At 63.9% G+C, this 20,157-nt stretch carries 23 protein-coding genes; 7 read left to right on the top strand and 16 right to left on the bottom strand.

Features of this window, described 5'->3' with window-relative positions; all coding sequences use genetic code 11:
• Positions 1-7 precede the first annotated feature (7 nt).
• Positions 8-265, bottom strand: a complete 258-nt coding sequence (gene grxC, locus F7R11_RS04245; protein WP_021196350.1) for a glutaredoxin 3 — start codon at positions 263-265, stop codon at positions 8-10.
• A gap of 20 nt (positions 266-285) precedes the next feature.
• A complete protein-coding gene (locus F7R11_RS04240) occupies positions 286-708 on the bottom strand; it encodes a rhodanese-like domain-containing protein (RefSeq protein WP_021196349.1) in 423 nt (140 codons plus the stop codon).
• A 175-nt stretch (positions 709-883) separates the two neighbouring features.
• Between F7R11_RS04240 and gpmA the strand changes: the two genes are divergently transcribed.
• The 3 genes from gpmA (at position 884) to F7R11_RS04225 (ending at position 4,166) form a co-directional block, all read left to right on the top strand.
• Entirely contained in the window at positions 884-1,630 is a 747-nt protein-coding gene (gene gpmA / locus F7R11_RS04235; protein WP_031329807.1) for a 2,3-diphosphoglycerate-dependent phosphoglycerate mutase, read from the top strand.
• A gap of 118 nt (positions 1,631-1,748) precedes the next feature.
• Positions 1,749-3,335 (top strand): S41 family peptidase, encoded by a 1,587-nt coding sequence (locus tag F7R11_RS04230; RefSeq protein ID WP_021196347.1) that lies wholly within the window; start codon positions 1,749-1,751, stop codon positions 3,333-3,335.
• 69 nt (positions 3,336-3,404) lie between these two features.
• Positions 3,405-4,166 (top strand): HesA/MoeB/ThiF family protein, encoded by a 762-nt coding sequence (locus tag F7R11_RS04225; protein ID WP_064801420.1) that lies wholly within the window; start codon positions 3,405-3,407, stop codon positions 4,164-4,166.
• Positions 4,167-4,237: 71 nt separating this feature from the next.
• Here the strand turns inward: F7R11_RS04225 and bfr are convergent, their stop codons facing one another.
• From bfr to F7R11_RS04170, 11 genes are all read right to left on the bottom strand, one after another.
• Complete coding sequence (gene bfr, locus F7R11_RS04220; RefSeq protein ID WP_064801418.1) at positions 4,238-4,717, bottom strand: bacterioferritin; 480 nt, start codon at positions 4,715-4,717, stop codon at positions 4,238-4,240.
• A 162-nt stretch (positions 4,718-4,879) separates the two neighbouring features.
• Complete coding sequence (locus tag F7R11_RS04215; protein ID WP_064801415.1) at positions 4,880-5,155, bottom strand: (2Fe-2S)-binding protein; 276 nt, start codon at positions 5,153-5,155, stop codon at positions 4,880-4,882.
• Between the two features lie 231 nt (positions 5,156-5,386).
• Positions 5,387-7,138: a phosphoenolpyruvate--protein phosphotransferase gene (gene ptsP / locus F7R11_RS04210; RefSeq protein WP_064801413.1), complete on the bottom strand. Its 1,752-nt coding sequence runs from the start codon at positions 7,136-7,138 to the stop codon at positions 5,387-5,389.
• 35 nt (positions 7,139-7,173) lie between these two features.
• On the bottom strand, positions 7,174-7,443 hold the full coding sequence (locus F7R11_RS04205; protein WP_021196342.1) for an HPr family phosphocarrier protein: 270 nt from the start codon (positions 7,441-7,443) through the stop codon (positions 7,174-7,176).
• The gene (locus F7R11_RS04200; RefSeq protein ID WP_021196341.1) at positions 7,412-7,867 is read right to left on the bottom strand and encodes a PTS sugar transporter subunit IIA; all 456 of its coding nucleotides are present in this window, start codon (positions 7,865-7,867) and stop codon (positions 7,412-7,414) included. The genes F7R11_RS04205 and F7R11_RS04200 overlap by 32 nt, the downstream gene beginning before the upstream one ends.
• A gap of 117 nt (positions 7,868-7,984) precedes the next feature.
• Positions 7,985-8,980 (bottom strand): glutathione synthase, encoded by a 996-nt coding sequence (gene gshB, locus F7R11_RS04195; RefSeq protein WP_021196340.1) that lies wholly within the window; start codon positions 8,978-8,980, stop codon positions 7,985-7,987.
• A 24-nt stretch (positions 8,981-9,004) separates the two neighbouring features.
• Positions 9,005-10,300: a glutamate--cysteine ligase gene (gshA, locus tag F7R11_RS04190; RefSeq protein ID WP_021196339.1), complete on the bottom strand. Its 1,296-nt coding sequence runs from the start codon at positions 10,298-10,300 to the stop codon at positions 9,005-9,007.
• A 380-nt stretch (positions 10,301-10,680) separates the two neighbouring features.
• The gene (locus F7R11_RS04185; protein WP_064496169.1) at positions 10,681-12,219 is read right to left on the bottom strand and encodes an ammonium transporter; all 1,539 of its coding nucleotides are present in this window, start codon (positions 12,217-12,219) and stop codon (positions 10,681-10,683) included.
• A gap of 29 nt (positions 12,220-12,248) precedes the next feature.
• A complete protein-coding gene (locus tag F7R11_RS04180; protein ID WP_021196337.1) occupies positions 12,249-12,587 on the bottom strand; it encodes a P-II family nitrogen regulator in 339 nt (112 codons plus the stop codon).
• Between the two features lie 65 nt (positions 12,588-12,652).
• Positions 12,653-13,471 (bottom strand): TorF family putative porin, encoded by an 819-nt coding sequence (locus tag F7R11_RS04175; RefSeq protein WP_064801411.1) that lies wholly within the window; start codon positions 13,469-13,471, stop codon positions 12,653-12,655.
• A 76-nt stretch (positions 13,472-13,547) separates the two neighbouring features.
• Positions 13,548-13,874, bottom strand: coding sequence for a hypothetical protein (locus tag F7R11_RS04170; RefSeq protein WP_151180504.1), 327 nt, complete (start codon positions 13,872-13,874; stop codon positions 13,548-13,550).
• A gap of 136 nt (positions 13,875-14,010) precedes the next feature.
• Here F7R11_RS04170 and F7R11_RS04165 point away from each other — a divergent pair, with 136 nt between their 5' ends.
• The 3 genes from F7R11_RS04165 to F7R11_RS04155 all read left to right on the top strand — a co-directional run bounded on the left by F7R11_RS04165 (position 14,011) and on the right by F7R11_RS04155 (position 16,695).
• Entirely contained in the window at positions 14,011-14,274 is a 264-nt protein-coding gene (locus tag F7R11_RS04165; protein WP_021196335.1) for an accessory factor UbiK family protein, read from the top strand.
• Positions 14,275-14,446: 172 nt separating this feature from the next.
• The gene (locus tag F7R11_RS04160; RefSeq protein ID WP_021196334.1) at positions 14,447-14,959 is read left to right on the top strand and encodes a hypothetical protein; all 513 of its coding nucleotides are present in this window, start codon (positions 14,447-14,449) and stop codon (positions 14,957-14,959) included.
• Positions 14,960-15,162: 203 nt separating this feature from the next.
• On the top strand, positions 15,163-16,695 hold the full coding sequence (locus F7R11_RS04155; RefSeq protein ID WP_049286152.1) for a YifB family Mg chelatase-like AAA ATPase: 1,533 nt from the start codon (positions 15,163-15,165) through the stop codon (positions 16,693-16,695).
• Here the strand turns inward: F7R11_RS04155 and F7R11_RS04150 are convergent.
• Positions 16,692-17,189: a MarR family winged helix-turn-helix transcriptional regulator gene (locus F7R11_RS04150; protein ID WP_064801409.1), complete on the bottom strand. Its 498-nt coding sequence runs from the start codon at positions 17,187-17,189 to the stop codon at positions 16,692-16,694. The genes F7R11_RS04155 and F7R11_RS04150 overlap by 4 nt on opposite strands.
• A gap of 164 nt (positions 17,190-17,353) precedes the next feature.
• Here F7R11_RS04150 and F7R11_RS04145 point away from each other — a divergent pair, with 164 nt between their 5' ends.
• Positions 17,354-18,781, top strand: coding sequence for an MFS transporter (locus F7R11_RS04145; protein WP_064801407.1), 1,428 nt, complete (start codon positions 17,354-17,356; stop codon positions 18,779-18,781).
• Positions 18,782-18,784: 3 nt separating this feature from the next.
• Here F7R11_RS04145 and F7R11_RS04140 read toward each other — a convergent pair whose 3' ends face one another.
• Positions 18,785-19,426, bottom strand: a complete 642-nt coding sequence (locus F7R11_RS04140) for a LysE family transporter (protein ID WP_064801405.1) — start codon at positions 19,424-19,426, stop codon at positions 18,785-18,787.
• A 298-nt stretch (positions 19,427-19,724) separates the two neighbouring features.
• A complete protein-coding gene (locus F7R11_RS04135) occupies positions 19,725-20,099 on the bottom strand; it encodes a heavy metal-responsive transcriptional regulator (RefSeq protein WP_064801403.1) in 375 nt (124 codons plus the stop codon).
• Positions 20,100-20,157 lie beyond the last annotated feature (58 nt).

The raw sequence follows: 20,157 nt of genomic DNA, 5'->3' as shown, positions 1-20,157 counted from the left end.
GTGGCGCTCAGGCCGCCAGCAGTGGCACCAGCCCGCCTTCGCGGTCCAGCGCAGAGAGATCATCGAAGCCGCCAATGTGGCGATCGTCGATGTAGATCTGCGGCACGGTGCGACGGTTCGTGCGCGTCATCATCTCTTCGCGTTTGCCGGGTTCGCGGTCGATCAGGATCTTTTCGATCTGCTCGACGCCGCGCTGCTTCAGGAGTCGTTCCGCTGCCACGCAATAGGGGCAGACGGTGGTGCTGTACATAACCACGTGCGCCATAACTTCAAAACCTCGTTTCTTTATTTGACGACCGGAAGGCCTGCCTGCTGCCACGCGGCCAATCCGCCCTCGAGCGAATAGACCTCACTGTAACCGGCCTGCTTCAAGACTGCTTGCGCCTTCCCAGCGCGCTGGCCGGTCTGGCATACGAGGATGATGGGGGTCTCTTTGTTCTTTGCAAGGCCGGCGGCCTTGCCTTCGAGCTCGCCGAGCGGCGCATGCTTGGCTTGTGGCAGATGCCCTGCGGCGTATTCAGCACTCTCGCGCACATCCACCACGACTGCGTTGCGGCGATTGATAAGCTGGGTGGCAACCGAAGCACCCACCTGGGCACCGCCGCCACCAGCAAGGCGGCGCTGGATGGGCCCCCAGATCAGTAGCAGACCCGAAACGATGGCGACAGCAAGCAGGGCGAGGTTGTTGTAATCGGCGAAGAACTTCACGGTATGGGTTTCCTGGATGGATCGGGCGGGCTCATCCGAACGGGTCGGGTGCGCACGGGGGTGGCTCTATTCGGGCGGCATTATAAAATAGTCGGTTTCGGCGGCCGCACGATGACGTCACGACGCATCGCCGCAGGTCCGCGCGCAGGTTTTCTCACTTCTCATCATGGCAGTCATGCATAAGCTCGTTCTCATCCGGCACGGCGAATCGACGTGGAATCTGGAGAATCGTTTCACCGGCTGGGTCGACGTCGACCTGACCGAGACCGGTGTCAAACAAGCCCGCCAAGGCGGCAAACTGCTGCGCGAAGCCGGCTTCACCTTCGATCTGGCCTATACCTCGGTGCTCAAGCGCGCGATCCGCACGCTGTGGCATGTGCAGGATGAAATGGACCTGATGTGGATTCCGACCCGCAACGAGTGGCGCCTGAACGAGCGCCACTACGGCGCGCTGTCGGGCCTCAACAAAGGCGAAACCGCTGCCAAGTTCGGCGATGAGCAGGTCCTGGTCTGGCGCCGCAGCTACGACACCCCGCCGCCCGCCCTGGAGCCCGGTGCCGAGAACGACGCCTTCGGCAACCCGCGCTACGCGGGCCTGTCGCGCGAGCAAGTGCCCCTGACCGAGTGCCTGAAGGACACCGTCGCGCGCGTGCTGCCGCTGTGGGAGGAGTCGATCGCCCCGGCCATCAAGAGCGGCCAGCGCGTGGTGATCGCCGCGCACGGCAACAGCATCCGCGCGCTGGTGAAGTACCTCGATGGCATTTCGGACGCTGACATCGTCGGCCTGAACATTCCCAATGGCACGCCGCTGGTGTATGAGCTGGACGCCAACCTCAAGCCAATCCGCCACTATTATCTGGGCGACCAGGAAGCGATTGCCGCATCCCTCGCGGCGGTGGCCAGCCAGGGTAAGTCGAAATAAACCGTAACGAGGCGTTTGGCACTCCAACGCCTTTATACTGTCGAAGCCTGTAGCCCGGGATGTGCGCGAGCCACCCCGGGCCATGTTTATCTACTGTTCCCACGTCCACGCTCGACACATGCGAACTTCGCTCAAGAACATCAGCTTGATCGCCATCGGCCTCGTCACCGGGGTTCTGGCGACGCTCCAGCTCTCCGCCACCGCGCAGAACGCGACGGTTGGGCCGCTCCCGCTGGAAAAGCTCAGGCTCATGGCCGATATCTTTGGCCAGATCAAGCGCGAATACGTCGAGCCCGTGGACGACGACAAACTGCTGACCGAAGCCATCAAGGGCATGGTCTCCAGCCTTGACCCGCATTCGGCGTACCTCGACAAGAAGGACTTCCAGGAACTCCAGGAAGGCACCCAGGGCCGTTTTGCCGGCTTGGGCATCGAGATTTCGCAGGAAGAAGGCCTGGTCAAGGTCATCAACCCGATTGAAGACACCCCCGCCTTCCGCGCCGGCGTGCAGCCGGGCGACCTGATCACCCGCATCGACGACAAGCCCGTGCGCGGCATGCCGCTGGAGCAAGCCGTCAAGCGCATGCGCGGCGCACCGGGCACCAAGGTCACGCTGACCATCTATCGCAAGAAGGAAGAGCGCACCTTCCCGCTCACGATCACCCGCGCCGAAATCCAGGTGCAGTCGGTCAAGGCCAAGCTGCTGGACAACGGCATCGCCTGGGTGCGCATCACCAGCTTCCAGGAACGCACGGTGCCGGACCTGGCCAAGAAGCTCAATGACCTGGCAAAACAGGACGGCCACCTTAAGGGCCTGATCCTGGATCTGCGTAACAACGGCGGCGGCGTGCTGCAAGCCGCTGTGGGCGTGTCGGCCGCGTTCCTGCCGCCGGATGTGACCGTGGTCTCGACCAACGGCCAGGTGCCGGATGCCAAGCGCACGTACAAGGCGAGCTTCGCCAACTACCGCCTGAGCAACCTCGACGCCGATCCGCTGGCGGGTCTGGACCCCGAGTTCAAGACGGTGCCGATCATCGTGCTAACCAACGCCTACACAGCATCGGCGTCGGAAATCGTAGCCGGCGCACTGCAGGATCACCACCGCGCCAAGACGATGGGCAAGACGACTTTCGGCAAGGGCTCGGTGCAGACGGTGCGTCCGCTGTCGAACGACACCGGCATCAAGCTGACCATCGCGTACTACTACACGCCGTCGGGTAAGTCGATCCAGGCCTGGGGCGTGCGCCCGGACATCCCGGTCGACCAGAACCCGGATGGCGACCCGGACGACGCGCTGATCACCCGCGAGATCGACACCGAGCGCCACCTGCATAACAAGCAGGAGTCGGAAGAAAGCGAGATGACCGAGCGCGAAAAGCGCCGCGTTGAAGAGCTCCGCCGCCTGGAAGAAGAAAACGCGAAGAAGACGCCCGAGCAGCGCGAAAAGGAGCGCAACAAGAAGCCGATCGAGTTCGGTTCTGCCGACGACTTCATGCTGCAACAGGCCATCAACGAGTTGCGTGGCCAGCCGGTCAAGCGTTCGAAGTCGGTGCTGGAAGCCGTGGCGACCTCGGACAAGCCGGCCAAGTCACCAGCCGCTAAGGACAGCAGCGATGCCAAGCCCAAGGCCAAACCGGCGGCACCGAAGCCCAACGTCCCAGCCAGCGGCGTAATCCCGGCCCCGGAGCCGAGCGGCGCCCGTTAAGACACCGGCCGGCAAACACTGGCAAACTTATGAGGCCGTGCATTGCACGGCCTTTTTCATTGCACTGCCATGAACGACGATCAACTGCTGCGCTACTCCCGCCATATCCTGCTCGACGAGATCGGCATCGAAGGGCAGACGCGCCTGCTTGAAGCGCATGCGCTCGTCATCGGCGCGGGCGGTTTGGGTGCAGCGGCTCTGCCCTACCTGGCAGCCGCAGGCGTAGGTACGCTCACCATCGTCGATGACGACACAGTCGACCTGACCAACCTGCAGCGCCAGATCATTCACACCACCGAGTCGGTCGACCAACCGAAAGTGGCATCGGCACAAGCCGCCATCGCGCGACTGAACCCCGGCGTGCAGGTCCATGCCGTGCAGCGCCGGTTGGATGCGGACAGCATCGGCGCGCTACTTGATGGGTCCAATTCGGGCGTGAACGTGGTGCTCGACTGCTCCGACAACTTCGCCACCCGCCAGGCGGCTAACCTTGCCTGCGTGCATGCAGGCGTACCGCTGGTGTCGGGCGCAGCCATCCGGTTCGATGGGCAGATCAGCGTGTTTGACAGCCGCGCCGGCGGCCCCTGCTACGCGTGCCTGTTCCCGCCCGACGAGCCCGCACCGGATGTGGCATGCGCAACGATGGGGGTGTTCTCGCCGCTGGTCGGCATGGTGGGCACCGTGCAGGCCGCCGAGGCGCTCAAGTTGATCGCCGGAATCGGCCGCTCGCTTGCCGGGCGCCTGCTGATGCTCGACGGCCTGTCGATGGAATGGACGACGATGCGCGTAACGCGTCAGGCGTCGTGCCCGGTCTGTGGTGGCGCGCACTAGCCCGAGTCCACGGAACGCTGACAACAAAAAAGGAGGCCAAGGCCTCCTTTCTTTTTGCCGATCGACGAGGATCACTCGCTGTCCGCTTCCATCTGCGACTGCAGGAAGTTCTGGATGCCGATCTTGTCGATCAGCTCCAGCTGCGTCTCCAGCCAGTCAATGTGCTCTTCGGTGTCGTCCAGGATGTCGACGAAGATTTGGCGGCTGACGTAGTCCTTGACCGACTCGCAGTACGCAATGGCTTCGACCACCGTGGTGTGCGCGGCCTTCTCCAGCTTCAGGTCGCACTCGAGCATTTCCGGAGTGTTCTCGCCGATCATCAGCTTGCCGAGGTCCTGCAAGTTCGGCAGGCCTTCGAGCATCAGGATGCGCTCGATCAGGCGATCGGCGTGCTTCATCTCGCCGATGGACTCTTTGTATTCGTGGTCGCCGATGCGCTTGAGCCCCCAGTGGCCGTACATGCGCGCATGGAGGAAGTACTGATTGATGGCGGTCAGCTCGTTCTTGAGCTGGGCGTTCAGATATTGGATGACCTTCTTATCGCCTTTCATTCTTGGGGCTCCAGCAAAGTGCAACTGCGGTGATGGACGCACGTACGCGTCCGTTCAAGGCGAGCCCTGTGCTGACCCAAGCAACAAATGCCACCGAGGCTATGCAGCCCAGGTGGCAGATCGCGGCGAATCAAGACAAACGAGAATCGGGAAAACCGGGGGTCAGGCAGCCAACGCACTGGCCGAAATGGCTTGATCGTTGGCGACGGGCTCGTCGCGACGCTCGATTATGGCATGCGCACTTGCACGGCCCAACACCTGATCAACGGGAATGCAGCTCACCGCTTCGGCGAGTACCTGCTTGGCGCAGTCCCGGCATTGTCCACAGCAGGTGCCGACGCCCAGCGTCTCGGCGAGTTCGTCCATTGTCGACACACCCAGACGGGCGGCGCCATGGATTTCGCGATCGGTCACTTGGTTGCAGATGCAGACGTACACGGGATTCCTCCGCAGCGCTCAAAACGCGCTGTGAAACCAGAATAACAGAGAATGGTAATGAGAACAATTCTTGTTCTACCCCATTCGATCGACAGGGATATGCGGGTGCGCGCGAGCCGTCTTTTCACGGAAAGACGTGCAATTTCAATCACTTAGCGGAGAGATTTCCCTGAAACGGGCGATGCGCCGACACGACAGTCGTGCGGGGCCGGCGCTTAAAGATTCAGCAGGTCAGGCACGCGCCAGCGCGCCCAATGCATCCTGGATTTCGGTGGGTTCACAGGTGTGCAGCAGGCGGTCGGCCTCGCGCATCAGACGCGGACGGTCCGAGCGCAGGATCTGCTGCTTCACGCTGAGCAACTGCGATGGATGCATCGAGAACTCGGTGAGCCCCATGCCGAGCAGCAGGCGCGTCATTGTCGAATCGCCTGCCATCTCACCGCACACGGACACCGGCTTGCCGGCCTGATGCCCTTCGCGGATGGTGCGCGCGATCAATTGCAGCACCGCCGGATGCAGCGGGTCGTACAGATGTGCGACCGCATTGTCGGCGCGATCGATGGCCAGCGTGTACTGGATCAGGTCGTTCGTGCCGATCGAGAGAAAATCCATGCGGCGCAGGAACACCGGCAGGATCAGTACGGCGGCCGGAATTTCGATCATGGCGCCGACCTTGACGGTCGGGTCGTAGGCCAGGCCATCGGCGTCAAGCGAGGCCTTGGCGCGCGTGAGCAGATCCAGCGTCTGGTCGATCTCGCGGGCATGCGCGAGCATCGGTACGAGAATCTTCACTGGCCCGAAGGCTGACGCCCGCAGCAGCGCGCGCAATTGCGTCAGGAACATCGCCGGCTCCGACAGCGACCAGCGAATCGCGCGCAAGCCTAGCGCCGGGTTGGGCGCGGTCTCGAACACGTCGTCGCGGATGTCGAGCGGCTTGTCGGCGCCGATGTCGATCGTGCGAATCGTCACCGGCAAGCCCTGCATCGACTCGACCGCCGTGCGGTACGCGCGGAACTGCTCTTCCTCATCGGGCAGCGCACCGCGCCGATTCATGAAGAGGAATTCTGAGCGGAACAGCCCCACGCCCACGGCGCCGGCCTTCACGGCGGCAGCCGCATCCTCCGGCATCTCGATGTTGGCGAGCAAGTCGATCTGCGTACCGTCGAGGGTGACGGTGGGCGTATGGCGCAAGCGCTCGAGACGCTTCTTCTGCAGTTCGCCCTCGCTGCGGCGGTGGCGGTATTCCTCGAGGATGACGTCGCTCGGATCAACGATGACGATGCCGTTGTCGCCGTCAATGACGATGACGTCGTCCTGGCGGATCAGCGCGCTGGCATTGTGCACGCCCACTGCCGCTGGAATGTCCAGGCTGCGCGCGACGATGGCGGTGTGCGAAGTCCGGCCGCCCAGATCAGTGACAAAGCCGGCAAAGGTCTGACCGCGAAACTGCAACATATCGGCCGGGGCAATGTCGTGTGCGACGACAATCATGCCGGCATCCGGATCGCAACCGACCGCCACGGGCGCAGGCGCCAATGCGGGCGCACCGGCCAGCGCCTTCAGGATGCGCTCCACCACCTGTTCGATGTCGGCCTTGCGCTCGCGCAGGTACTCGTCTTCGATCTCGCCAAACTGGCGGATCAGTTCTTCAAGCTGCGTGGTCAGCGCCCACTCGGCGTTGTAGCGGCGAGTGCGGATCAGTGTCTCGGGCACCTGCGAAAGCAGTGCGTCATCGAGAATCATCGTGTGCACATCGAGAAAGGCGCCCATCTCCTCCGGTGCATCGGCAGGCAGATCGCGCTTGAGCGTGACCAGCTCGCCGCGCACAGCAGCCCGGGCGCAGCGCAGGCGCTCGACCTCGGCATCCAGCTTGTCTTCGTCGACGAGGTAGTGCGACACATCCAGTGCCGCGCGCGCCAGCATGTGCGCACGGCCGATGGCGATGCCGCGCGAAACCGGGATGCCGTGCAGGGTGAATGGCATAGAGACGCTGGCCGAGAACTGCGTTGTGTTGTGGGTTACTCGCCTTCGCCGAAGCGGTCGTTGATGAGTCCGACCAGCCCGTCCATGGCAGCCTGCTCGTCAGGACCTTCGATCTCCAGCGTGACGGTGGAGCCGATGCCTGCTGCCAGCATCATCACACCCATGATGCTCTTGGCGTCGACCTGACGGCCGTTGCGCGACATCTTGATCTGGCTGTCGAACTTGCTGGCGAGCTGCGTGAGTTTGGCGGAAGCGCGGGCATGCAGCCCGAGCTTATTGATGATGGTGATATCCCTCTGCAGCATATTTGTCCGGATGGTTGGCAACCTGGTTCTGAACGGCTGTCGAGCCGACCTGCAATACGCCTTGCGCGCCGCCGGCCAGTGCCTTGGCAGCAAGTTGTTCGAGTTTTTCGGTGCGATAGCAGATGGCGCGCACCAGCATCGGGAGGTTCACGCCGGCCAGCACGCGCACGCGGCCTGGCTCAGCCAGGCGCGAAGCGATGTTGGCGGGGGTGGCCCCAAAGATGTCGGTCAGCACCAGCGCGCCGTTGTCCTCGATCAGCTCTGCGAGTTTGGCGCGCGCCTGATCCAGCACGGCGGCCGGCTCGGCGTCGGGCAGGACGTCGATTGCACCCAGCCGTTCGGGCTGACCGCAATACACGTGTGCAGCACAATCGCGCAGTGCGCTGGCCAACGGCGCATGAGCGATGATCAGAATCCCTGCCATGATCGAAAAGCGAATCGGTGTGACCTCGATTGTATCAGGGCCATTTGGGGCGATTGCGCTCAGTGTGCGGAATTCCCCCGAGCGGAGGACACTCGCCAGAGGGGCTAGGCCACCTTCCTAGAGCGATTTCCGGCCAGCCCCACCTAACCCCGCGCCGGGCGACTTGCCCGCAGCCCGCTCGAGCGCGTCGATGAACATGCCGGCCACGTTGAAGCCGGTCTGCTGGGTGATTTCCTGGAAGCACGTCGGGCTGGTAACGTTGACCTCGGTCAGGTAGTCCCCGATCACGTCGAGGCCAACCAGCAGCAGGCCACGCTGCCACAGCACCGGCGCAAGTGCATGTGCAATCACTTGATCACGCTCGGACAAGGGTTGCGCACGGCCCGTGCCGCCAGCGGCCAAGTTGCCGCGCACTTCGCCAGCCATCGGAATGCGCGCCAGCGAATGCGGCACCGGCGAACCGCCGATCAGCAAAATACGCTTGTCGCCCTCGCGGATGGCGGGGATGTACTGCTGGGCCATGATCGTGCGCGCGCCGTTGTCGGTGAGCGTTTCGATCACGGCACCGAGGTTCATGCCATCCGGCCCCACGCGGAAGATACCGGCGCCGCCCATGCCGTCGAGCGGCTTGAAAATGACGTCGCCCTGCTCGGCGTGGAAATCTCGCAGGCGCTTGGCATCGCGCGTCACGATGGTCGGCACAGTGAACTCGCGGAACTGCGCAATCGCCAGCTTCTCGGAGTGGTCACGAATCGCCTGCGGCTTGTTGAACACGCGTGCGCCCTGGCGTTCGGCAATCTCCAGCAGCCACGTGCTGGTGACGTATTCCATGTCGAATGGCGGATCCTTGCGCATCAGCACGGCGTCAAAGCCGGTGAGCGGCAGCAGACGCGCATCGCCTGCGCGGTACCACTCCTGCCCGTCTTCTTCATTGCCGGTCAGGGCGATGGGCGTGGCAACGGTTTCGACCACGTTGCCCGACAGCGTGAGTTGCGACTGTAGGCACGTGTAGATGGCGTAGCCGCGTGCCGTCGCCTCGCGCATCATCGCGAAGGTGGAATCCTTGTAGATCTTGAACGTCGACAGTGGATCGACGATGAACAGGATGCGCATGGCGGCTCCCTCAACAGCGTGTACTTAGATCAGCGGGTTCGGGTCGGTCTTCTCGAGTTCGAGCGACGCGGCCAGCAACGCCAGACGGGCCACGACGCCATACATGTAGAAGCGGTTCGGCTCGCCGGCGCCCGGCTTGGCGTGGCTGTCCGGCAGCGAATTCGACGCAAACGGCAACGGCACGAAATGCATGCCCGGCGCATTCAGATTTTCGTCCACGCCGCGACCCGTGTGAACCCGGTAGAAACCACCCACCACATAGCGGTCGATCATATAGACGACGGGTTCGGCCACGGCCTCGTTGATCTTCTCGAAGGTGTGCACGCCTTCCTGCACGATCACCTCGGAGACCTCCAGGCCTTCCTTCACCACGCTCATCTTGTTGCGCTCCTTCCGGTTGAGGCCCTTGACCTCGGAAGGATCACGCACGGTCATCACGCCCATGCCGTAGGTGCCAGCGTCGGCCTTGACCACCACGTATGGGGTCTCGGTCACGCCGTATTCCTTGTACTTCTTAGCGGTCTTCTTGAGCACCGTCTCGACCGCGTGGGCCAGCTCTTCCTCGCCGGCGCGCTCGTGAAAGTCCAGGCCGCTGCACTTGGTGAAGTACGGGTTGACCATCCACGGGTCAATGTCGATCAGCTTGGCGAACTTCTTGGCCACTTCATCATAGGCGGCGAAGTGGTTCGTCTTGCGACGCTGTGACCAGCCCGCGTGCAGCGGCGGCAGCAGGTATTGCTCGTTGATGTTTTCGAGAATGGGCGGCACGCCGGCCGACAGGTCGTTGTTCAGCAGGATCGAGCACGGATCGAAATTCTCCATGCCCAGGCGGCGGCCCTTGGTGCCGATGCGCGAAATCGGCTCGATCACCAGGTGCTGTCCATCGGGCAGGTCGATCGGCGTCGGTTCCTTGATGTCTTCCGACAGCGAGCCCAGGCGCACGTTGAGCCCAGCCTGGCGCATGATCTGCGACAGGCGCGCCACGTTCTGCAGATAGAACATGTTGCGCGTATGGCGCTCGGGAATCAGCAGCAGGTTCTTGGCGTCCGGGCAGATCTTTTCGATGGCGGCCATGGCGGCCTGCACGGCCAGCGGCAGCATCTCGGGCGACAAGTTGTTGAAGCCCCCCGGGAACAGGTTCGTGTCGACCGGCGCCAGCTTGAAGCCGGCGTTGCGCAAATCGACCGAACAGTAGAACGGCGGCGTGTGTTCCTGCCATTCCAGGCGGAACCAGCGTTCGATGGCGGGCGTGGCGTCAAGAATCTTCTGCTCGAGCTCCAGCAGCGGCCCGTTCAGCGCGGTGATCAGGTGCGGAACCATACCCTTCCTATTGATGTAATTTATCGCCCGCTCCGATTGTAGAGGAACAGGCAATAGCTTGCAGACAGCATGCCGACGATGGCGGGCTATCGATATGCGGTCAGCGGACGGTTTCGCAAGGGGAAGTGTGTGGCAACGCACAAAACCACACAGAAAACGTGGACAAAAAAAAAAGCGCGGGGCTGCCGCGCTTGGGGAATAGCCTGACAGATACGGGGAGCGTTCTGCAGGTGGAGGAAACCACGTCTGCAATGTAAGCGTCCGCATAACGAGAGGCAATTGAAGGTTTTTTACATCGGAGTTAAGGCTCGGTGGCTCAAGCGCCGCACCAACAAAAAACCCGGCACGTGGCCGGGTCTTTTGCTTGATCAGGCAGACGATCAGTCTTCGTAGGCGGTTTCGCCGTGGGACGTGATGTCCAGACCTTCGCGCTCCTCTTCTTCCGGCACGCGCAGGCCGACGACCGCGTCGACGATCTTGTACGAGATGAAGGCCACCACGCCAGACCAGATCACGGTGGTCAGCACGCCTTGGAACTGGATCCACAGCTGGCCGCCGATCGAGTAGCCGTCAGCCACCTTGTTGGCGACATAGTCGTAGATGCCGGTGCCGCCCAGGCTCGGCGAGGCGAACACACCGGTCAGCAGCGCGCCGAGGATACCGCCCACGCCGTGCACGCCAAACACGTCGAGCGTGTCGTCCATGCCCAGCATGCGCTTGAGGCCGTTCACGCCCCACAGGCACAGCAGGCCGGCGAGGATGCCCAGTGCGATCGAACCCATCGGGCCGACAAAGCCAGCCGCCGGGGTAATCGCCACCAGGCCCGCCACGGCACCCGAGGCTGCACCCAGCATCGACGGCTTGCTCTTGCCGATCCACTCACCGAAGCTCCACGACAGCACGGCAGCGGCGGTGGCCAGCAGCGTGTTGACGAAGGCCAGCGCGGCGGAGCCGTTGGCTTCCAGGGCCGAACCGGCGTTGAAGCCGAACCAGCCGAACCACAGCAGCGAGGCACCCACCATCGTCAGCGTCAGGCTGTGCGGCTTGAGGGCTTCACGGCCAAAGCCGATGCGCTTGCCGAACAGGAAGGCGCCTACGAGGCCCGCCACAGCGGCGTTGATGTGCACCACGGTACCGCCGGCAAAGTCCAGCGCGCCCTTCTGGAACAGCCAACCCGACTTGGACGTCATTAGCTCAGCCGCCTTGGCATCGGTAAAGCCATCCGGACCCGGCCAGAACCAGACCATGTGGGCGATCGGCAGGTAGCTGAAGGTGAACCACAGCACCACGAACAGCAGCACGGCCGAGAACTTCGCACGCTCGGCGAAGGCACCGATGATCAGCGCGCAGGTGATCGCGGCAAACGCGCCCTGGAAGGCGAAGTACGCGTACTCAGGCACTACCACGCCCTTGCTGAAGGTGGCCGCCACCGAATCCGGCGTCAGGCCCTTCAGGAACAGGCGATCGAGCCCGCCGAAGAACGCATTGCCCTCGGTGAACGCGAAGCTGTAGCCGTAGATGGCCCACAGGATGATGATGAGCGAGAAGATGCCCGTGCACTGCATCAGCACCGACAGCATGTTCTTCTTGCGCACCAGGCCGCCGTAGAACAGCGCGAGGCCCGGCAACGTCATCAGAATGACGAAGGCGGTAGAGACCAGCAGCCATGCCGTGTCGCCCTTGTTGGGCACGGGCGTGGCAGCCGCAGGTGCGGCGGCAGCAGGCGCAGCGGCTGCGGCGGCCGGCGCGGCGGCCGGTTCCGAAGCGGCGGCAGCGGCAGCCGGGGCGGCGCTGGCTTCAGCGGCCGGCGCAGATGCCGCCGGCTTGTCCTGCGCCACAGCCGGTGCGGACAGTACGGCGCCTGCAAGCACCGCAGCGACGGCCCCCGCCGTCAGGAATCGTGTGAACCAGGTTTTCATGTGTGGACCTCTTCCTTGGGCTGTGGTGCTTATAGTGCGTCGCCGCCGGTCTCGCCGGTGCGGATGCGGATGACTTGCTCGACATCGGCAACGAAGATCTTGCCGTCGCCGATCTTGCCGGTGCGTGCGGATTTTTCGATGGCCTCGACGGCGCGCTCGAGCACGTCGTCGGGCACGGCCACCTCGATCTTCACTTTAGGCAGGAAGTCGACGATGTACTCGGCGCCGCGATACAGCTCCGTGTGACCTTTCTGGCGCCCGAACCCCTTGACTTCCGTCACGGTGATGCCCGACACACCGACTTCGGACAGCGCCTCGCGGACTTCGTCGAGCTTGAACGGCTTGATGACCGCCATGATGAGTTTCATGCTGGATTCCTCCTCGATTGGCAGCGCCCTGCTGTTGCTCAATGAGCGCCGCCTCGCCTCGTTTGTTAGAAAGTCTTGGTGACCGACAGCAGGGCCGTCGCCTTGCCCATGTAGCTGTTGCGCGTGTTGGTGTAGAACGCGCGCGAAGCATTAGTGTCGATGTACGCCAGCGATGCCGTCCAGCCGCTACCGAAGTCCTTCGTCACGCCGACCTTCCAGTCGGCATACGAGGCACGCACGGTCTGGTGCGGCACTTGCTGATAGCCGACGTGCAGGTTCAGCGTCAGGCCCCAGAAGCCGGTGTCGAAGTTGCCCGACAGGTCAAAGTACTGGCTGTGGTGCGAATCGGGCGTGCCGAACAGGTTCGAGAACGCGTGCGAGTACTTGAACGTGACCGGGCCGTAGCCGACTTGCGCATAGCCTTCCGTCGTGTGCGGCCGCGTGAAACCGTCGGGATAGCTGCCCGGGTAGTAGTACTGCAGCACGCCCACGTCGATGGGCACGTCCTTGACGATCTCGGTCTTGTAGCCGCCGTAGAAGTCCATCTCGATCGGTGCGGAGACGCTCGAGTTGGAGTCACTCAGCCAGCTGATCGAGGAGTTCCAGTTGCCGATGTAGAAGCCCTCAGGCAGCACGCCACCCGGAATGGCGTAATCAAAGCCGCCCTGGATGGCGGGCTTGTTGTTGGTCTGCATGATGCCGCGATAGCGGTATTGGCTGGCCAGCGTGACGTTGGCAGTCAGTGCAGGTGCCGGAGCGGGTGCTGCGGCAGGTGCATCGGCCGCCGGAGCGGCGGGCGCAGTCTGGGCGATGGCGCTTTGAGTCATACCGGCGGCGACACCGGTCAACAACACCACACTGGCTGCGTACGCAAATTTCTTCATAACGGCTCTCCCCCTTTAGAAAGTCGCAACAACGGAACGTGGAAACGTCAAAAAAGTCGCACCAGTTCTGCAACTGTCATGCCATGTCGATGTAGTGAAGTTGGAGGGTTTCTTCGACCGTGACGCCGCGCGCAGCTTGGGGGAGGAGCAAGGGAAATTGGGGACGGATCGCACAGGTGACGCACGCCACCCGCCAACGGTTGCCGCAGGCTGATCTGTCTGACACGGCCTCGGCCCGGCCTGGCGCGTAAAAAGCCATGTGATAGAGTGATTTCAACACCGTGTCACGGCCCAGCCTGATGTTCCAGGGCGGCAGACGCTGAATCTGTCCCCGTTTGGACGGCACCGGCAATGCCGCATCGCAGCGAGACTTGCCGGGATTTGTGGAGTTGGAAGCGCTCAACGGGTAGCATCCACGCCTGCAGCACCGAAACCACGCGCCTTGTGCCGCTCTGCGCACCAAGGCACGGCAATCCCCGCGCACAAAAGCGGTGCATGCACCGGCTTGGCGCAGGCAGCATGACCCTCGGAGAACCTCAATGAAACCCACCGATCTCTTTACCGACTTTCAGAACCGCGTGACCGAGGCACTGCGCAACTCGCCGGCCGCCGATATCGAAAAGAACGTGCGCGCGATGATGACCCAGGGCTTCTCCAAGCTTGATCTGGTCACGCGTGAGGAATTTGATGTGCAGTCGCAGGTGCTGGCCCGCACCCGCGCCCGCCTGGAAGAGCTGGAGACGCGCGTGGCCGCGCTCGAAGCGCAGCTCAAGACTGCCGCCCCGGCAAGCACTGGCCAGTAATGCGCGAGCGCCCGGCATCACGCCGGGTGCAGCTATCGCCCCTCGCTGTGCCCGCCGCGACACCCGTGCTGCGGCGCACAGCGAAAAGTTCGATGCGCCGCCTTGTTGCGGCTGGTGAACTGATCTAGAACGTCCTTAAGACGCACGCGCAGCAGCGCTTGAGGAGAAGATCATGCAGCATCGCCTCTACTTTCTCTTGCCGGACGTCGCCAGCGCCCGGCGTGTCATGAATGACCTCCTGTTGGCGCGCATCACCGAGCGCCACATCCACTTCGTCGCCAAGGAAGGCGCCGACCTCACCGGCCTGCACGAGGCCAACCTGCTCCAGACCTCAGACATCGTCCATGCCACCCAGAACGGGCTGGTGATCGGCGGTGGTGCGGGCGTGGCGGCGGGTGTGGTGGCCGCGCTGTTCCCGATCATCGGCGAAGGTCCGCAGTGGGGGATGGTCGGCATCACAACCGTGGTCGGCGCGCTGTTTGGCGCGTGGGCCTCCAGCATGATCGGCAGTTCCGTGCCGAACAGCCGCCTCAAACCGTTCAAGCAGGCGGTGGAGGATGGGCAGATTCTATTGATGGTGGACGTACCGCGCTCGCGCGTGCCGGAAGTGCGTGCCCTGCTGCAGAACACGCATCCTGAAGGCCGCTTCAGCGGTGAAGATTCGGCGATGCCCGCGTTCCCCTGATCGGATCTGCCGACAACAACACCGGAGCCACGTGCTCCGGTTTTTTTTGCATTCAGACTACGCGTCAAATTTGAATGCAAGCCGAGTGGGCGGCATCACGTGACTGGCACAGTGGCAGGTTCCTCTTACGCCGCGCACTGACACGCCATGCATCCCTGCCCTGCTCTCTGTTCCGTTCGTCATGTCAATCGGAGAACGCCGCGATGAGCCTCGCCGTCCTGCGTTCACGCGCGCTTTCCGGCATCGACGCGCCAGCAGTGTCCGTGGAGGTGCATCTGGCCAACGGGCTGCCGTCGTTCACCATCGTCGGGTTGCCGGACACCGAGGTGAAGGAGAGCAAGGACCGTGTGCGCGCGGCCATCCAGAACAGCCGCTTCGAGTTTCCGGCGCGGCGCATCACCGTCAATCTGGCGCCGGCGGATCTGCCGAAAGAGTCCGGGCGATTTGATTTGGCGATCGCGTTGGGCATCCTCGCCGCGAGCCGGCAGATCCCGCACACGCATCTGGACGCGCACGAGTTTGCGGGCGAGTTGTCGCTCTCGGGCGATCTGCGGCCAATTCGCGGTGCGCTGGCGATGGCATATGCACTGTCGCGCAACCCCGCATCCGCAGATGGCGAAACGCCGCTCACGCGCGCCTTCGTGCTGCCCACTGAGAACGCAGCCGAAGCTGCGCTCGTCAGCGGTACCAAGGTTCTGCCTGCGCGTACGCTCATCGAGGTGTGCGACCACCTTAGCGCCCCCGACCGCAAACTTGCGCCCGCATTGCCTGCGCCGGTCGATGCCGATATCCGCTATCCAGATCTGTCGGACGTGCGCGGCCAGCCGCAGGCGCGGCGCGCATTGGAAGTGGCCGCGGCGGGTGGTCATTCGATGCTGATGATCGGCCCGCCCGGTACCGGCAAATCGATGCTCGCGCAACGCTTTCCCGGCCTGCTGCCCGACATGAGCGATGACGAGGCCCTCTCCGCCGCCGCTGTAATGAGCCTGACCACGCGCGGCTTCGACGCCAAGCGCTGGAAGGTGCGGCCGTTCCGCGCGCCACATCACACCGCATCGGCGGTGGCGATGGTCGGCGGCGGCAATACGCCGAGGCCCGGCGAGATCTCGCTGGCGCACCAGGGGGTGCTCTTCCTGGATGAGCTTCCCGAGTTCGAGCGCCGTGTTCTCGAGGTCCTGCGCGAGCCGCTGGAGACTGGCCACATCACCATCTCGCGCGCCGCGCACCAGACCGACTTCCCCGCCAGCTTTCAGTTGATTGCCGCGATGAACCCCTGCCCCTGCGGCTATCGCGGCCATCCGCTGCGCGCGTGCCGCTGCACGCCAGACCAGGTGGAGCGCTACCAGGCGCGCATCTCCGGCCCGCTGCTCGATCGCATCGACGTGCAGATCGAAGTGCCGACGCCTTCCCAGGAAGAACTGCTGGACGGCCCGCCGGGCGAACCTACGGTCAACGTGGCCGAGCGCGTGTCAGCTGCACATGCGCGGCAACTCACGCGCCAAGGCAAGCGCAACGCGCTGCTGGCCGGCCACGAGATCGATCTGCACTGCGCCCGCACGGATGCCGCCGACGGTCTGCTGCGCCACGCGATGACGCGCTTCTCGTGGTCTGCCCGCGCCTATGCACGCGTGCTCAAGCTCGCCCGCACCATCGCAGATTTGGCAGGCGACGAGCAGATCGATGCGGTGCACGTGGGTGAGGCGATCCAGTATCGGCGTGGGGTGAAGGCGGACTAACGCTCGTCCGTGCGCTGGCCGTCGATCAGCTTGGCCAGCAGCTTTGCCAACTGGCGCTGCTCGGCGTCCGTCAGCACCGAGAGCACGGCACGCTGGTTCTCCACATGCGCGCTGACCGCCTTGTCGATCAACGCAAACCCCGCCTTGGTAAGCGCGACGAGCGTGCCGCGACCATCTTCCGGATTGGGGCGGCGCTCCACCCAGCCGGCCTGCTGCAGGCGATCGATGCGATTGGTCATGCCGCCCGAGGACATCATCGTCGCGTCGTACAACGCGGTAGGCGTAAGCGCATACGGCGCGCCGCTGCGGCGCAGGGTGGCGAGCACGTCGAACTCGCCGGGTTGCAGGCCGAAGTCCGCAAAGAGCGGGTTCAGCCGTTCACGCGCGATGACGAGCGCCGCCTCGCCCAGGCGCCCGAGCAGCAGCATCGAGCTGGCATCCAGGTCTGGGCGCTCGCGATTCCATTGTTCGACGGCCTGTGCAGCGCGGTCCATTCTCCCTTCCTCCAGCGGTGGTTATCTTGACGTCGAGACAACTCGTTTTTATCTTGACGCCAAGATAGTGCGATACCGAGCGACGCAACGCAAGCGGACTGTCACAGCCAACCCGGCTGACGCGCCTTGCAGGTGTCCACCCCAATCCCTTGTTGGAGCCCAAGATGCGTTCAACCTCAATCACCGCAGACGATGCTTCGTGGCTCGATCTGTTTCGCGGTGCCAATGCGCTGCGCGTGCTGGTGCTGGCCGCCGGCGTGGCGCTGCACGCCATCAACCTGTACCTGACCACGACGATCCTGCCGAGCGTGGTCGACGACATCGGCGGCGTGGCCTTCTATGCGTGGAATACGACGCTGTTCATCGTCGCGTCAATCACCGGGGCGGCAGTGGCGGCACAGGTGATCCAGCACATCGGGCCGCGCGGCGCTTACCTGTTGGGCGCGGCGGTGTTCGGCGGCGGCTCGGCGCTGTGTGCGCTGGCGCCGGCCATGCCGGTGTTGCTGGTCGGCCGCGTACTACAGGGGTTGGGCGGCGGCGTGCTGTTGTCGGCGCCATATGTGCTGATGCGCAGCGTGCTGCCAGAGCCGCTGTGGCCGCGCGCGCTGGCGTTGCTCTCGGGCATGTGGGGCATTGCGACCCTGCTCGGGCCGGCGGTCGGCGGCATCTTTGCGCAGTACGCGACGTGGCGGCTGGCGTTCTGGTCGCTGGTCGCGCTGATCGCGCTGGCGGCGGCCGCCGCCGTGGTCGTGCTGAAGCCGGCGACCACCCAGACGGAGCATCCGACGCCGGTGCCAGCGCGTCAGCTCGTGCTCCTGGCGGTGGCCGTGGTGGCTGCTTCGGGGGCCAGCGTCAGCGACACGCCTTGGCTTGGCGCACTCGGTTTAATCGTGGCGGGCATCACGCTGCTGGCGATCCGCCGCGTAGAGATGCACTCATCCCGCCGCATCCTGCCCGCCGATGCCTACACGGGCCGCACAGCGCTCGCCGCACTGTACGGTGTGTCTGCGCTGCTGGCCGTGACGGTCACCTGCACGGAGATCTTCGTGCCGCTGTTCCTGCAGCGGTTGCATGGGCAGAGCCCGCTGATTGCTGGCTACATCGCGGCCACGGCGTCGGCGGGCTGGACGCTGGGCGCCATCCTGAGCGCCGCGTTGCGCGAGGCGTCGGTTACACGCGTGATTCGTGTGGCGCCGTGGGCCTGCGCGGCGGGTCTGCTGGTACTGGCGTTTCTGGTGCCGATGGGCGCGGGCGACGCGTGGGTGACCGCACTGATCATCGTCGCACTCACACTGGTGGGATTGGGCGTAGGCGTGGTGTGGCCGCATCTGGGCAACCGCATCATGACGGCGGCACCGGCGGAAGACCATGACCGTGCATCGGCGTCGATCGTGACCGTACAACTGGTGGCAACAGCGTTGGGGGCCGCGTTGGGCGGCGTGGTGCTCAATACGCTGGGCGCGGCAGGCCCGGCTCCGGATCTGGGCGCCGCATCGCGCTGGCTGTTCCTGCTGTTTGCAGTGGCGCCGGTGGGGGCGCTGGTGATTGCGCGCACGGGGCTCGGCACGCGGCCAGCCCCGCAGGCACGGTAACGGTCAGGCAGTCTGCCGCTTCACGAAAAACAGCGCGGCGCCAATGCTCATCAGCATGCCGCCGAAGAAGCGGCTCTGCCAGCGCAGCGCGCGCGGGTTCCGGAACAGCCGCTGCGCACGCGAGGCCAGCAACGCATAGCCGTGCATGACGATCAGGTCGACGAACACCATCGTCGCCGCCAGGATGCCGAGCTGCGACAGCAGCGGCTTGGCCGGATCAATGAACTGCGGCAGCACCGCCACCATGAACAGGATGCCCTTCGGGTTCGTCAGGTTGGTCAGCAGCCCGACCAGGAAGCGGCGGCGGGCACTGCTGCCAGACACCTTCACCGGCTCGCCTTCGGCCGGCTTGCTGATTTGGATGGGCGTACGCCATTGCACGATACCCAAGTAGATCAGGTACATCGCGCCGACGATCTTGATGGCCGTAAAGGCATGTTCTGACGCGATCAACAGCGCACCCAGCCCGGCGCCCGCAATGAACAGAATCACCACGATGCCCAGCTCCAGCCCGGCAATCGTGACCGACGTGCGGCGCACGCCATGTGTGAGCCCGTGGCTCATGCACAGGATCGCGCCCGAGCCCGGCGAAATGGCAATCACCCAGGCGGCCAGAAAGAAGGCCAGCCAGACTTGCAACGTCATGATGGTTCCCCGTGATGTGACGTGGTGAGGCGCAGCGAAAGACGACGATTGTGCACCGGCTGCGGCCAGCGCGCTTGGGCCCAATTGTTTGAGCACCCCGCCTAGACTGGATCGTCAACTGCTCGGGGATGCATCATCGCTGGGATCTGGGCGACGAGCGCATCGATGGCAACCCGCGTCTTGCAACGCAGATGGCGCACCTGGGGCCATACCGCATGGATTTCCTGGGAGCGGATACGGTAGGTCTCCACGACAGGAACCAACTCTCCGCTTGGTACATGTCACCGCGAGCGCCTCATCACGCGACATGTCCTTCGACGCAATCGCTGCCGACTTTGGCCAGCGCATTCAACAGCCCCGCGCGCAGCGTGGTCAGCGCCCGGCTCTTTTCATCGAGTTCTGCGAGTTTTGCTTCCAGACACGCGACCTTTTGCGCAACAGCAAACGTCGGACTGTCCCAGACGTGAATGACATCGCTGATTTCTGCGAGGGTGAAACCCAACGCTTTCGCGTGGATGATCAGCCGTATCCGCTGTAGCGAGACTTCGGAATAGCGCTTGTAGGTATTGGTCGCGTGAGGTTGTGCTGCTTTGTCCAGCAGCCCCGTCCGCTCGTAGTAGCGCACGGTATCGCGCGAAACGCCCGCTCGCTTGCATAGTTCGCCGATGCGCATGCTGCCTCTTCCTACCCAATGTTGTGGACCGTCATTAGGGCTTGACCGTTGCCTTTAG

The sequence above is a fragment of the Ralstonia insidiosa genome (genome assembly GCF_008801405.1).
GTDB classification, from domain to species: domain Bacteria; phylum Pseudomonadota; class Gammaproteobacteria; order Burkholderiales; family Burkholderiaceae; genus Ralstonia; species Ralstonia insidiosa.
Note: the sequence above shows the minus strand (reverse complement) of the source record. Positions and strands in the feature narration are given on the sequence as shown.

Bases quoted from the DNA above. Each gene is read 5' to 3' on its own strand.
- F7R11_RS04175 (WP_064801411.1), bottom strand. From the start codon at position 13,471: ATGAAGAAATTTGCGTACGCAGCCAGTGTGGTGTTGTTGACCGGTGTC.
- F7R11_RS04145 (WP_064801407.1), top strand. From the start codon at position 17,354: ATGCGTTCAACCTCAATCACCGCAGACGATGCTTCGTGGCTCGATCTG.
- F7R11_RS04185 (WP_064496169.1), bottom strand. From the start codon at position 12,219: ATGAAAACCTGGTTCACACGATTCCTGACGGCGGGGGCCGTCGCTGCG.
- gshB (WP_021196340.1), bottom strand. From the start codon at position 8,980: ATGCGCATCCTGTTCATCGTCGATCCACTGTCGACGTTCAAGATCTAC.
- bfr (WP_064801418.1), bottom strand. From the start codon at position 4,717: ATGAAAGGCGATAAGAAGGTCATCCAATATCTGAACGCCCAGCTCAAG.
- grxC (WP_021196350.1), bottom strand. From the start codon at position 265: ATGGCGCACGTGGTTATGTACAGCACCACCGTCTGCCCCTATTGCGTG.
- gpmA (WP_031329807.1), top strand. From the start codon at position 884: ATGCATAAGCTCGTTCTCATCCGGCACGGCGAATCGACGTGGAATCTG.
- F7R11_RS04135 (WP_064801403.1), bottom strand. From the start codon at position 20,099: ATGCGCATCGGCGAACTATGCAAGCGAGCGGGCGTTTCGCGCGATACC.
- F7R11_RS04155 (WP_049286152.1), top strand. From the start codon at position 15,163: ATGAGCCTCGCCGTCCTGCGTTCACGCGCGCTTTCCGGCATCGACGCG.
- F7R11_RS04180 (WP_021196337.1), bottom strand. From the start codon at position 12,587: ATGAAACTCATCATGGCGGTCATCAAGCCGTTCAAGCTCGACGAAGTC.
- F7R11_RS04165 (WP_021196335.1), top strand. From the start codon at position 14,011: ATGAAACCCACCGATCTCTTTACCGACTTTCAGAACCGCGTGACCGAG.
- gshA (WP_021196339.1), bottom strand. From the start codon at position 10,300: ATGGTTCCGCACCTGATCACCGCGCTGAACGGGCCGCTGCTGGAGCTC.
- F7R11_RS04160 (WP_021196334.1), top strand. From the start codon at position 14,447: ATGCAGCATCGCCTCTACTTTCTCTTGCCGGACGTCGCCAGCGCCCGG.
- F7R11_RS04230 (WP_021196347.1), top strand. From the start codon at position 1,749: ATGCGAACTTCGCTCAAGAACATCAGCTTGATCGCCATCGGCCTCGTC.
- ptsP (WP_064801413.1), bottom strand. From the start codon at position 7,138: ATGCCATTCACCCTGCACGGCATCCCGGTTTCGCGCGGCATCGCCATC.
- F7R11_RS04205 (WP_021196342.1), bottom strand. From the start codon at position 7,443: ATGCTGCAGAGGGATATCACCATCATCAATAAGCTCGGGCTGCATGCC.
- F7R11_RS04200 (WP_021196341.1), bottom strand. From the start codon at position 7,867: ATGGCAGGGATTCTGATCATCGCTCATGCGCCGTTGGCCAGCGCACTG.
- F7R11_RS04225 (WP_064801420.1), top strand. From the start codon at position 3,405: ATGAACGACGATCAACTGCTGCGCTACTCCCGCCATATCCTGCTCGAC.
- F7R11_RS04150 (WP_064801409.1), bottom strand. From the start codon at position 17,189: ATGGACCGCGCTGCACAGGCCGTCGAACAATGGAATCGCGAGCGCCCA.
- F7R11_RS04140 (WP_064801405.1), bottom strand. From the start codon at position 19,426: ATGACGTTGCAAGTCTGGCTGGCCTTCTTTCTGGCCGCCTGGGTGATT.